General features: G+C 48.7%; 16 protein-coding genes. 7 read left to right on the top strand and 9 right to left on the bottom strand.

The genetic code is table 11. The features are described from left to right. Window positions 1-14: 14 nt before the first annotated feature. From IPL17_RS24285 to IPL17_RS24305, 5 genes are all read left to right on the top strand, one after another. Window positions 15-1,295, top strand: a complete 1,281-nt coding sequence (locus tag IPL17_RS24285) for a HAMP domain-containing sensor histidine kinase (protein ID WP_345309673.1) — start codon at window positions 15-17, stop codon at window positions 1,293-1,295. Beyond that, complete coding sequence (hflX, locus tag IPL17_RS24290; RefSeq protein ID WP_345309674.1) at window positions 1,255-2,628, top strand: GTPase HflX; 1,374 nt, start codon at window positions 1,255-1,257, stop codon at window positions 2,626-2,628. The genes IPL17_RS24285 and hflX overlap by 41 nt, the downstream gene beginning before the upstream one ends. Beyond that, window positions 2,625-2,828 carry a hypothetical protein gene (locus IPL17_RS24295; protein WP_345309675.1) on the top strand — a complete coding sequence of 68 codons (204 nt, stop codon included), beginning with the start codon at window positions 2,625-2,627 and terminating at the stop codon, window positions 2,826-2,828. Before hflX ends, IPL17_RS24295 begins: the two co-directional genes overlap by 4 nt. A 31-nt stretch (window positions 2,829-2,859) precedes the next feature. Continuing rightward, window positions 2,860-4,842: a protein kinase gene (locus IPL17_RS24300; RefSeq protein ID WP_345309676.1), complete on the top strand. Its 1,983-nt coding sequence runs from the start codon at window positions 2,860-2,862 to the stop codon at window positions 4,840-4,842. A 293-nt stretch (window positions 4,843-5,135) separates the two neighbouring features. Further along, entirely contained in the window at window positions 5,136-5,723 is a 588-nt protein-coding gene (locus IPL17_RS24305; protein ID WP_345309677.1) for an SET domain-containing protein-lysine N-methyltransferase, read from the top strand. A gap of 48 nt (window positions 5,724-5,771) precedes the next feature. Here IPL17_RS24305 and IPL17_RS24310 read toward each other — a convergent pair whose 3' ends face one another. The 8 genes from IPL17_RS24310 to IPL17_RS24345 form a co-directional block, all read right to left on the bottom strand. Further along, on the bottom strand, window positions 5,772-6,446 hold the full coding sequence (locus tag IPL17_RS24310; protein ID WP_345309678.1) for an isoprenylcysteine carboxylmethyltransferase family protein: 675 nt from the start codon (window positions 6,444-6,446) through the stop codon (window positions 5,772-5,774). A gap of 73 nt (window positions 6,447-6,519) precedes the next feature. Continuing rightward, entirely contained in the window at window positions 6,520-8,076 is a 1,557-nt protein-coding gene (gene pckA / locus IPL17_RS24315) for a phosphoenolpyruvate carboxykinase (ATP) (protein WP_345309788.1), read from the bottom strand. Further along, the gene (locus IPL17_RS24320; RefSeq protein WP_345309679.1) at window positions 8,066-9,283 is read right to left on the bottom strand and encodes a pyridoxal phosphate-dependent aminotransferase; all 1,218 of its coding nucleotides are present in this window, start codon (window positions 9,281-9,283) and stop codon (window positions 8,066-8,068) included. The genes pckA and IPL17_RS24320 overlap by 11 nt, the downstream gene beginning before the upstream one ends. Before the next feature lie 284 nt (window positions 9,284-9,567). After that, complete coding sequence (locus tag IPL17_RS24325; RefSeq protein WP_345309789.1) at window positions 9,568-10,578, bottom strand: phospholipase D-like domain-containing protein; 1,011 nt, start codon at window positions 10,576-10,578, stop codon at window positions 9,568-9,570. Beyond that, a complete protein-coding gene (locus IPL17_RS24330) occupies window positions 10,560-10,835 on the bottom strand; it encodes a hypothetical protein (RefSeq protein ID WP_345309680.1) in 276 nt (91 codons plus the stop codon). Before IPL17_RS24330 ends, IPL17_RS24325 begins: the two co-directional genes overlap by 19 nt. Window positions 10,836-10,865: 30 nt before the next feature. Beyond that, window positions 10,866-11,813 carry an ACP S-malonyltransferase gene (gene fabD / locus IPL17_RS24335; RefSeq protein WP_345309681.1) on the bottom strand — a complete coding sequence of 316 codons (948 nt, stop codon included), beginning with the start codon at window positions 11,811-11,813 and terminating at the stop codon, window positions 10,866-10,868. A 56-nt stretch (window positions 11,814-11,869) separates the two neighbouring features. After that, the gene (gene rpmF, locus IPL17_RS24340) at window positions 11,870-12,070 is read right to left on the bottom strand and encodes a 50S ribosomal protein L32 (RefSeq protein ID WP_345309682.1); all 201 of its coding nucleotides are present in this window, start codon (window positions 12,068-12,070) and stop codon (window positions 11,870-11,872) included. Window positions 12,071-12,408: 338 nt separating this feature from the next. Beyond that, a complete protein-coding gene (locus IPL17_RS24345) occupies window positions 12,409-13,077 on the bottom strand; it encodes an SH3 domain-containing C40 family peptidase (RefSeq protein WP_345309683.1) in 669 nt (222 codons plus the stop codon). 543 nt (window positions 13,078-13,620) lie between these two features. Between IPL17_RS24345 and IPL17_RS24350 the strand changes: the two genes are divergently transcribed. Further along, on the top strand, window positions 13,621-14,367 hold the full coding sequence (locus IPL17_RS24350) for a hypothetical protein (protein ID WP_345309684.1): 747 nt from the start codon (window positions 13,621-13,623) through the stop codon (window positions 14,365-14,367). Window positions 14,368-14,392: 25 nt separating this feature from the next. Then, entirely contained in the window at window positions 14,393-14,617 is a 225-nt protein-coding gene (locus tag IPL17_RS24355) for a VF530 family protein (protein ID WP_345309685.1), read from the top strand. 59 nt (window positions 14,618-14,676) lie between these two features. Here IPL17_RS24355 and IPL17_RS24360 read toward each other — a convergent pair whose 3' ends face one another. Next, window positions 14,677-14,871, bottom strand: coding sequence for a PspC domain-containing protein (locus tag IPL17_RS24360; protein WP_345309686.1), 195 nt, complete (start codon window positions 14,869-14,871; stop codon window positions 14,677-14,679). Between the last annotated feature and the right edge of the window lie 11 nt (window positions 14,872-14,882).

Here is a 14,882-nt window from a genome sequence, read left to right on the forward strand (position 1 = left end):
TACACTTATATTTAATGGCGTTACAAAATTCACTTCAAAAAATTCACAACCCGTGGGTGCAGCGCATCTCGCGTGAACTGGCGAGCGGCGAAGGCGTGCGCCTGGGTTTTGTTGAACAGCTCGAACGTTTTTACGAGCTGCTCGAACAAGCCGTCATGACTGGCGACATCGGCTGGCTCGACCCGATCCTGTACGACTGGGGACACGCTCCAACCGAAACCAACCTGGATGAAGGTGATTATTTTGTTTCCTTTGTCATTAACCGTATGGTGTCGCTCACCATTGAAGTGGCACGCGAAAACCTGAGCAAGAAAGACGCCCTCGAACTGCTAGCGGCTGTCATCCCTATTTACGCTCACAGTCTAAGTGTGGTGGTCCGCTATGAAATGGAAACGCGCGTGGCACACATCTCCAGTGAACTTGGCAAAACACAGGAGAAATTACAGCAACTCGACCGCAACAAATCCAGCTTCATTTCCGTTGCGGCGCATGAATTAAAAACTCCACTCACCCTCATCGAGGGTTATACCGCGATGATGGCTGATACTGTTGGTGCATCCGGGCAATCTCAAATACAGATCCTGCTTAAAGGGGTGGACACGGGCATTCAACGCCTGCGTCATATCATCGACGACATGATTGATGTCTCATTGATAGACAATAACTTACTTACACTTAATTTCCAGCCATTATGGATCACGCACTTGCTGAACCTTTTAAAAAATGAACTGGGTAAAACCATCGCCGATCGCAAACTCTCTTTGCTCATCAATAAATTCAGCGGAGATGACCTCATGATCTACGGCGATTCGGAGCGCATCTATCAAGCGCTATACAATGTTACGACCAACGCGATCAAGTACACGCCTGATAACGGCACGATCACCATTAACGGACGCCTGCTGCCTGGTTTTATCGAGATCATCATCGCCGATTCAGGGATTGGCATCTCAACAGAACATCAAGCGGTCATCTTTGAGAAGTTCGGTCAATTAGGGAGAGCCGACTTGCATTCAAGCGGCAAGACTAAATTCAAAGGCGGCGGCCCCGGGCTTGGACTGCCCATTACACGCGGGATCATTGAAGCCCATGGCGGCACTATATGGGTGGAATCAGAAGGGTATGACGAGGTAAAATTGAGCGGCTCAACTTTTCACATCTTGCTACCCACACGCACAGAAGCAAGCGACCCGCGTATTGCCAAATTATTCAGCCAAATGGAAACCATAAAGACAGAATCGGAAACAAACCTCAGTGACAAAGAAAACCCCTCAACCAACAACTCATCCGCGTGAACGCGCATTCCTTGTCGGCGTGGAACTGCGCGACAAGAAGCAATTCCTCGGTCTTGAAGATTCGCTGGCAGAACTTGCCTTGCTGGCAGATACCGCCGGTGTGGATGTGGTCGGCGAACTCACCCAAAAACTCGATCGTCCAAATGTGGTCACCTATATCGGCCCCGGTAAAGTGGAGGAATTAAAAGCGCTGGCCGAGGAAACTCTGGCAGACGTGATCATCTTCGACGATGAATTATCTCCACGCCACCAACGCGAGCTGGAAAAGGCGCTTATCAATATGCGCGTGCTTGACCGCACCGCGCTCATCCTTGACATCTTTGCCCAACACGCCCACACTAGCGAGGGCATGTTGCAGGTTGAGCTCGCCCAATACGAATATAACCTGCCTCGTCTTACCCGCGCCTGGACACATCTCGAAAGACAGGCGGGGGGCGGGGGTGGAGCTGCCGGGTCCGCGGGCGGCGTTGGTCTGCGCGGCCCTGGTGAAACCCAGCTGGAAGTGGACAAACGTCAGATCCGTACACGTATCACACATATCAAACGCGAACTTGAAAAAGTGGAAGCGCACCGCACAAGATACCGTGCTCAACGCAAACGCTCGCGCATCCCGACGGTAGCGATTGTCGGTTATACCAATGCAGGCAAATCCACGCTGCTAAACCGTCTTGCAAAATCTGAAGTCCTCGTAGCCGATCAACTCTTCGCCACGCTCGACCCGACCACACGCCGTGTTCAATTACCCGGCGACGACCTGGCTCTGATCACGGATACGGTTGGCTTCATCCAAAAACTTCCTACTTCGCTGATCGCCGCCTTCCATGCTACTCTGGAAGAGATTGCAGAAGCAGACCTGCTCTTGCACGTCGTGGATATTTCGCATCCCAACGCGCTTAACCAATTCCAGGCTGTGCAGGAAACCCTGGAAGAAATAGACGCGGGGCATATACCCATGATCACGGCACTGAATAAAGCCGATCTCCTGCGCAATCCCGAAAACGCTCGTGAAATCTTGAAGAGTTTTCCAAAGTCCGTTTCCATCTCTGCGGTTGAAGGAACGGGTATAAAAGATCTGCTGCACTTGATGCGGGAAGAATTATTTGAGTCCTACACACCTATCCATGTGCGGCTTCCTTACAAGCAAGGCGCTTTGATCTCACTATTTCATGAACTCGGTCAAGTGGACCGCGTCGAACATGAACGCGGCGGCATGATCATGCGCGGACGCATCCCCGGCAGGCTTTTGGCTCAATTTGCACCCTGGCACGTTACACAAAACCAGGTGGAACAAGTATCCGATGATGGTGAAGATAAGGATATGGAGGAAGTATGATCTCAAAATTATTAGATCATCTATCTGAATATCTGGCACACCGCAAAGGATTGCTCCCCATCATCGGGCTTTTCCTCATCGTTTGCAATCTGCTGATCCAATTTATTGTACCTGGCAGTTTTTTGGCAGACAGCAACCTATTCCTGCACATAGGTCTCATCGCCGCTATCTTTGGGTTAATGTTGTCTTGGGCCTTGTAAATTGCAAACAGTCCAAGAATGTTAATTTCACATGCCGTCGTTATCAGGACTGACATTTCTTAACCAATATCATGTAGAAGAATTCATCGCGCGTACACCGCTGGGCGAACTTTACCTCGCAACAGATACGCGCAGCAACAAACCGCTGGCATTGACGCTTTTACCAAAAACGATATCAGAGAATGCAGATGCCTTAAAAAGTCTTGAAGTAGAATTGGCGACCCTGCGCAGTATCTCTCACCCCAACCTTGTCCCCTATCTTGGCTTGTATCAAACCCCAACCCTCGCATTTCTACTGGAAGAGTGGATTGACGGCCCCACGCTCAATGAATTATTTAAGTACGATCCGCCAAGCGTACAAGAAACATTAATCATTGCCAAAGCAATATGCTCAGCGCTTGAAGTATTACACAAAAAATATTATTTACACCTCAATCTTGCGCCAGAGTTAATTCATGTCAACAAACGCGGCGAAATATTTCTAGGCGGAATCGGTTCAGCATGGAAGATCGGCAAAAAAGAAATACCGCATCCGGGTAAATATCAGCCCCTTTATTTTGCACCCGAACAATTCGATCAACAAACGCTCACACCAGCTTCAGACATCTACGCACTGGCAGTGCTGCTTTATCAGCTTATTACAGGCGTTTGGATCAACGGACAGCCCGCGCCCAAAACTGCCGAGGCAATTCGCAAGACGCACCTTGAGTTGGTTCCGCCCGCGCCTATTTCGCTGAACAAAAATATTCCCGACCATTTCTCACGGATGGTATTGTGGGCTTTGCGGAAGAATCCAGGGGAGCGCCTCAAGACCACCACCGAACTGCTTTCATCACTTGCATTGGCCGCGCGAGTTTCGATTGAAGATATTCCGCTTCGCGCCGACCTTTCAAATGCTCCTGTCACCTCAAAGATCCTTGCAGGCTGGAGTTTTCTGCCGCCGCCAAAGCCAAATCTCGTCACACAGGATACCCTTCCTCTTGAAGATCGGCTCACCGCGATCAGCACACAGCAACACAAAAAATCACCAATACAGTTTGGCATTATTCCTATATTTATTTTCATTTTAGTTGCAGGCTTTGCCTCTTTGTTCTGGCTGGTACGTCCGGCGCCTGCCCCCATCGCCACGCCGGTTCAATTCACGCCGTTCACCGCAGTATATACCCCGCTGCCAACCGTCACACCGATCCCAAGGCCTACAGATGAACATGGAGGCAGGATCGCCTTCACCTGCACACGCGGAGATTACAACCAACTCTGCATGATCAACCGCGATGGTTCGGGCCTAGCCCAGCTTACAGATATGGATGCCAGCAATTACTATCCGTTATTTACGCCTGATGGCGCATCTTTATTGTTCGCATCCAACCGCAACGGGCCATTTGACTTGTATCTGCTAACCTTCAACAAAAAAGAATTGCGTCAAATAACAACAAACATAGGCAATGTCATCTCGCCCGATTATTCACCAGACGGTCGCAAGATCGTTTTCGCAAATCGAGCAGGAAATGAGCCTACATCCATTTGGATGGTGAATTCTGATGGATTAAATCCACGCCTTGTTTACGCCGGGAAGGACACCATCGTGACAGTCGCCTGGTCGCCGGACGGAGAGCGGATCGCGTACGCAATGTCCGCCGGCATCCCGCAAGAATACGAGATATATACAATGGATGGAGATGGGAAAAATCATATCAAAATTTCCCAGGGATTAAGAGGCATCGGTGGAAGCATTGACTGGTCACCAGATGGCAAGAGTCTTTTGATCTACGCAGGCGTATTCGGGGATAAGAATATTTTCAGGATCGACGTGACCACAGGAGAGTTCACGCAATTAACAGACGGCGGGAACAACGCCGGCGGAGTCTACTCAGCGGACGGCAGATATATTGTGTTCAACTCTCTGCGCAATGACGACCAAGCCGATCTTTATATCATGCGCGCCAACGGAGAGAATCAAGTGCAACTTACAAATCACCCAGAGCCGGATTGGGGGGCACAATGGGCGCCGTGAGATTATGTCCTTGCGACGAAGCAATCCCTCACCTGTGAAGCAAATTGCCTTTTCGCAAGAAACGCGGCTCGCGTTAACGGGAGTAAGAAATTATAAATTGATCAGAATCAATGGTCGGCGGGGTAAAAAAGCGTGACCTTCATCATAAAAACAATTACAAAATCTATACAATTAAAACCTTTACATGCAGGATATTTAATGTATGATTGAATTTATCAATGGCGTTTTTCGCGGCTCGACCACCGCGGGAGGCGCTGTTCATCTTTAATCAAAAGAAAAAGGAGTTTGTATGAATGTCCAAGCAACCAAGTTCGTATCTGTCTTCTAAGTTAGAAGGCCGCCCGAAGGCCAATGGCAGTGGAAACGGAATCTATTCGTTAGAGCCCATCAAAAAGGGTGAGCTCGTAGCCGTTTTCGGGGGCGTCGTCTATGAATGGGACGCCTTTATTCACCTTCCTGACCGTGAGCGCAGTTTATGTATCCAGGTAGAAGATCGTCATTTCCTGGTTCCGCGCCCCATTGGTGAAGGAGATTATGTCAATCACTCGTGTAATCCGAATGCAGGTCTTTCGGGCCAGATTGGACTCGTTGCAATGCGAGACATTAAAATCGGCGAGGAAGTTTGTTTTGACTATGCCATGAGCGACACCATGCCATATGATGAATTTCATTGCGGGTGTGGGAGCTTGAATTGCCGCGGTAAAGTCGGCGGTAATGACTGGCAGAAACCAGTACTTCAAAAACGTTACGCAGGTTTTTTTGCGCCGCATGTCCAGCGCAAGATCGACGCACAGCGCGCAGAACAGAAAGCGCTCGAAAAAGCGCGGCGTTCTACAAAAACACCGAAGTATACAATTTCCACAATCAAAACTTCGTTATAAAAAGAACAGCCTTGTGAGAGATCGCAAGGCTGTTCTTTTTCTATGCCCTTACCAAACATAGGGGATCAGGCGGTACTTTGTCTTCTTTTTGTATTCCAGATATCCGGGCAGTTCTTTTTCAAGCATAAGCTCTTCGTCTTTGATGCGCGCAACGAGGATGGGAATCATACCCAGCGCGGGAATCACAGACCAATACGATCCCAGCGCAAGCGGAGACATCACATATAACACCATGGCTCCCATGTACATTGGGTGGCGCACGATGGCATACAGATCGGTATCAATCACTGTTTGTTCTGAGGCAACCTCGATCACTCGTGAGGCAAAGCTGTTGATCTGCATCACACGGAAGACAATGAGATACCCCGCAAGAACACATATTTGTGCTGCCACAACCACCTCAATCGGCACAATTGACCATCCAAAACGTTTATCAAAGCCGGGCAGGAGAAAAGCGAGAAGAAGAAATATAAGAGAAATCCCAACCACCTGCTTTTGTCCGCTTCTTTTCTCCTTCATTCGCATCCTGCGCTCCAACAGCTCCGGATTGTTCTTGAGCAGATAGAACATCGCAAAAAACATGGGGATAAACAGGATCGCCAAATAAACCCACGCCTGCCAATAATTCCATGTGCCCGCGGGCAGGAAGAAAAAAAGCATGAACATGGGAAGTGCCATGAGGAGACGACTGAGGACAATCTTTATTAATTGATTGCGCGGCATGACAAACTCCTGTGTCAACCATTCATCTTAATAAACAGGACAGGCTGTTTCAAGCCTGCCTTGTTTCAAAAATTTATTTACTCACCTTCGGTCCCGCGTCAATGACGTCCTGAGGTGTGCCATCTTCGAATTTCGCAAAGTTTTGCGCAAAGCGCATCGCCAAGTCTTTGTATCTTCTATCATATTCCTTTTGATCGTGCCATGAAGTCGAAGGATTCAAAACTTCAGCCGGGACATTCGGGCATTCAGTTGGGACTTCGAAACCAAAGATCGGGTCTGTCGTGAATTTGACCTGACTCAGTTTGCCTGTGAGCGCGGCGTTCAACAGGGCGCGTGTATATTTAATGGAGATTCGTTTGCCGACCCCGTAGGGTCCGCCCACCCAGCCCGTGTTGACCAGCCAGCAGGTCACGCCATATCGTTCGATCTTATTCTTAAGAAGTTCAGCATATTTATATGGATGATGCACCATGAACGGTCCGCCAAAACAGGCGCTGAATGTGATCTCCGGCTCTTTGCCAAGACCGACTTCCGTTCCTGCGATCTTGGATGTGTAGCCTGAAATGAATTGATACAATGCCTGATTGGGAGTCAATTTCGCAATGGGCGGCATAACGCCGGACGCGTCACAGGTCAACAGAATAACATTCTTCGGATGCCCGGCCTTTTTTTCAGGCATGGCATTGGCAATAAATTCAAGCGGATATGAGGCCCTTGTGTTTTCTGTCAACGAGTCATCGTCAAGATCAATTTGACGCGTGATGGGATCGAAGGGAACATTTTCAAGGATCGTACCGAAACGTTTGGTGGTGGCGTAAATTTCAGGCTCGGCAGATTCGGACAGGCCGATAACTTTTGCGTAGCATCCGCCTTCAAAGTTGAAAATGCCATTATCGCTCCAGCCATGTTCATCGTCACCAATGAGGCGGCGGGTGGGATCGGCCGAAAGCGTGGTCTTGCCTGTTCCGCTTAATCCAAAGAACAAAGCCACATCATCCTCGTTATCAGGATTGACATTGGCTGAGCAATGCATCGAAAGCACGCCTTCCAAAGGAAGCAGGTAATTCAAGATTGTAAATACAGATTTTTTGATCTCACCCGCATAAGCGGTGTTGCCGATGATCGCAAGTTTCTTTTCAAATGAAAGGCAGATGAACGTATCGCTGACAGTGCCATCAACGGCAGGCGCTCCCTTGAAGGACGGCATGGCGAGGATCGTAAACTCTGGCACAAAGCGCTTGTACTCTTCGAGCGATTGCGGAAGAATGAACATATTGCGTGCAAAGTGGCTATGCCAGGCGAGTTCTGTCACAATGCGGACCGGCAGGCGATACGCTGCGTCCGCGCCGCCATACACATCCTGGACGAAGACATCGCGCCCCTGCAAAAATCCCAACATACGGTCAACCATGACCTCGAACTTCTCCCCCGCAAATGGACGGTTATACACCCCCCACCAGATATTATTCTCAGAATCAACATGACGCACAACAAATTTATCGTTCGCGCTGCGGGCGGTATGTTTGCCGGTATTGGCATCAAAAGCGCCGCCGGCGACCAGCGATCCTTCATTACGAAAAACCGCCTCCTCGACCAATGCTTCAGTGGTTATATTGAATTTACATCCAATCCCGTATCATCTTTTTATCGCCGATATAGATTTCATTGGGCGAGGTCGGGTCAAGCGCCCATTTGATGCGCGCAATGCCCTCGGTAATATCTTTGACCGATCCCGCGAAAGAAATGCGGATATGACCTTCCATGCCAAATTCCTTGCCAGGGACCGTCACCACCAAAGCCTTCTTCAACAAGAATTTTGACAATTCTACTGAGTTCCCATTGAAGGCGCGCAGATCAGGCAATGCGTAGAAAGTTCCCTTCGGTTCGATCAGCCGCGCTCCATTAAAGGTCTTCATTTCCTGCAAGACCACATCGCGATTGTTTTGGATCTGCAAGCGCAGCGCCTCAACCACAGACTGTAAACCATTCAGCGCACCTTCTGCCGCGGCTTGAGCGATCGGTGAAACACAGGAGGTTGTTTGCGCGAGAACATTGGTCATTACCTTGACCAACTCACGCGGAGCGACCACCCAGCCCACACGGAAGCCGGTCATTCCATATAATTTCGCCACGCCATTGACCACGATCACGTGCGAATTCTCAACATCTTTATTCGTAAATGAATAAGCAGGCGGAGCGACATTCCGATCAAAGGTCAGTTTGTGATAAATGTCATCACAGATCATGAAAATGCCTTTGCGCTCACACAATTCCACGATCTTCCCGATCAACTCAGCGGGATAGATCGCGCCTGACGGATTATTCGGGCTGTTGACAATAATCGCGCGGGTGGATGATGTTACTGCGCGTTCAATATCCTCAAAGCGCGGTGTGAATGTGCCGTCTTCCGGTGTGACAATGACAGGGACGCCGAGACACATCCGAATCATTTCCGGGTACGAAACCCAATATGGCGCAACAACAATCACTTCATCCTGGGGATTGAGGATTGAATAGAAGATATTGTAGAGTGATTGCTTCGCGCCGTTTGTGATGATCACATTTTCAGGCGCGACGAGGCGGTTATAGCTCTCTTCTGTGTAACGAATCACCGCTTTCTTCATGGACGGCAGACCATCGGGCGGCGTGTACTTAACTTCACCACTGGTCAACTTTGCACCAGACGCCAGAACTGCGGAAATCGGCGTCTTGTTTTTTGGTTCTCCGATCCCCAGATTGATCACGGCTTCGCCGCGTTCGCGCAAAATACGCGCTTCTTCATTCAAGGCGAGGGTTGGAGATTCGGCGATGTCACTTGCAAGTTTGCTTAATTTCATGGTTCTCCTTAGTATCGTCACTGCGAGCGATTTTCTCTGGCGCTCCCTGCATAATTGGGGATTGATTTGGGCGATCGCCCTCGCAACGACGTAGCATTCTATAAAACAAAAATCTGGTCAAGCAAAACTGCTTAACCAGATACACTTCCAGACCCGCAGAGAAAGCGGCGCTGACAATCGTATTGTCAGACAAGGCGTTCATACCGTCATTATACTATACCGAATTGACGTGACTGCCGCTTGACGGTAATAACTTCATTAGTAATAAATGTAATTAGTTCGCATTACTCGCAGGTTACCAGCCCCGCTTCCAAATCGTGCGCTTGATTCCACAGTTTCTCAAATTCCAGTAAATACAAAGCAGCGATCTCGGCATTATCCAGGATCACAACATTCTCTTCGTTCGAGTCGTCCGCATTGGATGAATAATTAAGCGACCCAGTCACGACAATGCTGTTATCGATAATGATGATCTTATCGTGCAGAAAACTGCCATTGCCATCCTGCCGTACAGGCACCCCCGCGCACCAGAATGTTTTCATTTCAGAGCCCGTGCTGGTACTGCCAAAGGTTTCGTATACACCCTTCACATCCACGCCAGCAGCAGCACGATCGATCATCGCCTTGGCAAGCGGGTAATCGGTAAAACTGAAAGCAAGAAAGCGGACACTGACCTGCGCGTCATTCACAAGCGCGATCAAGTTACTGACCACATGATCCTCCGCCGAAAACAATACCTGAAGCGGGGTACCATTCAGGATCGCCCACTGGGTATTCACCGTGGAAGGTGCGCGCGGTCCGAATTGATTGCTCCACATTTCCTGGAATTCTCGTTCGTAAATATATGCAATGTCTGTCGATCGGATGACCAGCACATTATTGTTCTGCTTGAAAATTCCATTAACTGTAATATTCGTTGACCCCGTCCACACAGTCTCATTATCAAAGATCCAGAATTTATTATGCATCAAGGCCGTGCGCGCATCATCTTTGACCTCGATGCCGGCTGCCAGCAAAAGCGCAAATTGTCCACGCCCAGGCTGAATATCGTAATTCAGTCCATTCTTGTCATCGGTCACCCATTTCACATCCACGCCACGGTTTTTGGCGGCGATCAATGCCTCAGCCACAGGTGTGAGGTTAAATTCAAAAGATGAAATATGAATACTGATCTGGGCGTTATTGATAAGCTGGATCAGTTTCTCTTCAATCGAGCCGGTAATATTGTCCGGGTCATTGATCGTTTGAGGGTCGGTAAAATAAACATCCCACCACTTTACGGCAGGAATTGCGATGGGTGTATCGGTCGCCGTAAGCTGTTCTCTATGACAGGTGCAGTATCTGTCACAATGGGATTAATAACGGGCGTATCGGTCACCGGGATGATGATCGGCGCCGGTGTATCTGTTACCGGGACAATAAATGGAGCAGGCGTATCCGACGCGATATTTGGGATCGGCGTGATATTCGGCGTATCCGTCGCGTAAATATCCAACGGGGCGCAGGCTGTTACCAGAATAATGATCGTGATAAGCATAAGTCTGCGCAGCATTATTTTTTCTCCAATTTTTAGTGATAAAGTTTACGCTTCAAGCGCTGCAAAATCCTGCGGATTACCCAAAGGAAAAATCATCATACCATCCGCAATACGTTTGACCAAACCGCCCAGCACTGTGCCACTTCCAATTTCCACAAAGGCAGTGATCCCCTGCGAAACCATAAAATTCACTGTCTCAGTCCAGCGCACTCGCGACTGCATTTGCAAAATGATATCAGCGCGGGCGGATTCCTCATCAGCCAGCGGTGCCGCGTACACATTGCCGATCACGGTCAGCTGCGGGGTTAAAAATTTTGCGGACGTGACCGCATCATTCCACTCCTTTTGGATCGAATCCATCAGAGGTGAGTGCGCTGCAATGGACACCGCCAACGGCAGTGCCCGCTTTGCTCCAGCAGACTTCGCTCCCAGCATGGCGCGTTCCACAGCGGCTTTCGCACCAGAGATAACCACCTGCCCCGGGCAATTGTCATTTGCCACTTGTACGATCTCGCCGGGAGTGCTGGCGTCAGCGCAAACTTTGTCAAGCGTTGGGATATCCACGCCGAGAATGGCTGCCATGGAACCAGGCGCGAGTTCACCAGCGCGTTTCATCAATTCACCGCGCCTGCGCACCAGACGCAAGCCATCACCAAAGGATAATGCCCCCGACGCAGACAGGGCGGATAATTCGCCAAGCGAATGTCCGGCCAGTGCGGCAGGTGTCAGGTCAGGGTAAAGATACGAGAAGGCGCGGTAAGCGGCGAGTGAATGGATAAATAAAGCCGGCTGGGTATTAAGCGTATCGTTCAATTCTTCTGGCGTGCCTTCCATCATTAATTTGGAAATGGAAAAACCAAGAATCGAATCGGCTTCGTCAAAGGTTTGTTTTACGATCAAATATTGCGCGGCGAGTTCCCTGCCCATACCCACAAACTGTGAGCCTTGGCCGGGGAATACGAACGCTGTCTTCTGTCCATTAATTTTCATCATGCCTCCAGGTGCCAATTAAAACACAAACGGGTCGTGATAGTCACGACCCGTTGAGTTTACTCGCTGGCTTTCTTTTCTTTTTTGACCTGGATAACTTCACGGCCATTGTAGAAACCGCAGCTGGAGCAGACGGTGTGCGGCAGGCGCTTGGCACCGCAGTTGGAACATGCCACGGTGTTGACCGCGGTCAGCGCGTCGTGCGCGCGACGGCGATCACGGCGTCCTTTGGAGTGCTTGCGCTTTGGATGTGGGGTCATTTCTTACTTTCTCCTTTTACATACATCAGACGGGCTTGTTGCGCCCGTCTGGTTGGTTTTGAATGAAGCGGATTGATTATAGCGGGAGGAAGCGGAAGCGTCAAGGAAAACGTATTAAATAAAAATGGCAAAATCAAAGGCGGGAAAACTTAAGACGAATTACACCAAAAGCTGTTTGGCGCGAATTAATCTTGTAATATTCAAGAAATTCTTTCGTTCAAAAATCAAAACCTGAAAAGTTTCACACACCCAGCCTTCAATCAGCCAATTTGTAGTCAAGACCTTTCAGGCAATTTTGCTTTGGGCAAAGAGTCCGCGCCTATCCACATTCCATGCCGCTACGGAACCCGATATCCCAACAGCTTTGACTTCGGGTAAAACTTTAAATTGACCGCGCCGATATCGGTTTCACCATGATCCTGATTACCGCCTAAAATACGGATAAAAGTTTCCTTCCCGGCCACAGTTTCATCAATATAAAACCCCACATGCCCGCCGCCTTCACGAGAAAAAACAGCAATGCAGCCTTTGACAGGGTTATTGATCTCTTTACCCCAGCTCAGCCAAGAAGCGGAAAGCGCGGATTTCGTGCCGACGTACCCAGCCTCTTCCACACACCAGTTGACAAACGCCGAGCACCATGGAGTCTCGTCCTGCACTTTCCAGCGTGAACCGATATTCTTGACCGTACTAAAATATTCCAAAATGCGCGGATTATGCTCATCGCCCGGGAATTCTATGACACCGTATTCCTTATCGGCAATGGGCATCCAGGGGAAATCCCCGCTTAAGGCGTTTCCAGCCACCCTCGATAAATACTTCTTTGTCGACCAGCCTTCCAGGGAATTCTCTTTGTGCCTGATCCACGCGCCGTCCGGGGTTTCTTCAAGCGACTCAATCACTTGATCCTTGATCGCGTGGCCAAGGATTTCAGATGTTGTAGAGGGCTCTGCGCGGATATTCAAAGCGACTGTATTTACACGATATCGTTCGATCTCTGGGGACATAAGGTTTTCTCCTTTTTGCTTGTGCTATAGCTACAAGAATAGTCCTGCGAGATTGGAATGACAATCCTCATAGTATGGTATTGAATCACCCTCAAAATGACCAGATAACGAACATCACTGACGCCGGGCTTGATAGCAAAAGGCATGAAAGTGTCTGATGCACTGGTCTCTTCGCGCTCCATACGAGCTTTGCGGCTCAAAACCCGGCTATTTATAAGAATCCAAATTATGGAGTTGTCCATTTTTGGAATACTGATGTTTAGGTGTTGATAGCGTTATACTTGACATTGTTCGGAAACTGAATGATTCAGATTGAAGGGAATAACTGACTCTTGCAAAAATTCTTTGCTCTAGAGAAAACCAAGGATTTGCATAGAAATAAACTGCATTCCAAAAGGAATGGCTCTGGGCAAAAAGTATGGGCATATACTTAAGCGTTGATGACATGGATAGTATCAATTACATGCGAAACACCACCTTTGGACTGCACACTATTACATGGCTTGAAAGAAAATTAATGCAGAATAAATCATGGATTAAACAATGAGAAGAATCCAATTTTACGGTCAGCAGATCAAATTCCCATCGGCATGTGCTTATTGCCTTAAGACTGTTCACAAGGAATACAATTTCGAACAGGTCTTCACGTATGGGCGCAGGAGCATCATCCTGCAATTGCCTGTACCCCTCTGCCATTATCATTTCCAGCAAGCCTCTGCGCAAAGTCCCGCCCAACTCTGGAGTGAACGGCTCGGCACGGCAGGCGGAGGAATGTTCGGCCTTACTGTTTTCTTTGCATTACTTAACTATTGGTCAGGGACCCAGCAGGGTTTTTATGTATCCAATCTATTCCTTGCTTTTTTTATCGGATCGAGCATGGCCGTCATCATATGGGCCATCGCCAAATTTTGGGTCGCTCCGTTATTCGCATTCCGGGAAACTAAGGCAGTACTTAGAAGCGTACAGATGAAAAAATTCGACCCAACCCACCAAATATTGGAAATCGTGTTTCAAAATGAAACTACAGCCGAGTTAACTGTCCGCGAAAACCTGGCAGCCCTGATAACGGCAAATGAAAATATGAGGCAGTATTTTATCTCTGCCCATCTCGTTGATGAGGATATCCGTTGGAGCGGGAGGATTGACACAAATATCCTGCTCGACCATTCCCCTTCCCAGCAGGAAGCGGAACAACTTCTGGAGCCTGTCATTGAACGTTTTATGATCCAGCAAAACGGCACTGGCACGTTTTACGAGATCAATGATATAAAAATCATGGCGATCACATGAAAATAAAATTCACAAGAGAAAATAAATGAATGAGCAACCTCAAAACCCCTTGCACGGCATTACGCTCGAAACGATCCTCACCCAGCTCGTGAAGCAACACGGCTGGGACGAACTAGGCAAACAGATCCCCATTCAATGCTTTCGGAATGACCCCAGCATCAAATCGAGCCTGAAGTTTCTAAGAAGAACCCCATGGGCTAGAAAAAAGGTTGAAGAGATGTATTTGAGAAGCATAAACAAGACAGGCTAAATCAAAACAAAAAGCAGTTCCTGTGAAAGGAACTGCTTTTAAAAACCCATACACTCCGCTTATTCAGAAGGGACAATCATCATCATAACGAGATAGACGAGGATGCCCGGTACGCCGCCAGGGATCAAAGCCAGCGCGAATGCGAACCGGAACCAGAAAGCGCTTACGCCGAAGAATTCAGCCAATCCACCGCACACGCCAGCCACCACGCGGTTGTTTTTTGATCTCCTTAAAGCTTGTCGTTGAGTAATCATAGGTTTCTCCT

Source organism: Candidatus Villigracilis saccharophilus (assembly GCF_016711665.1).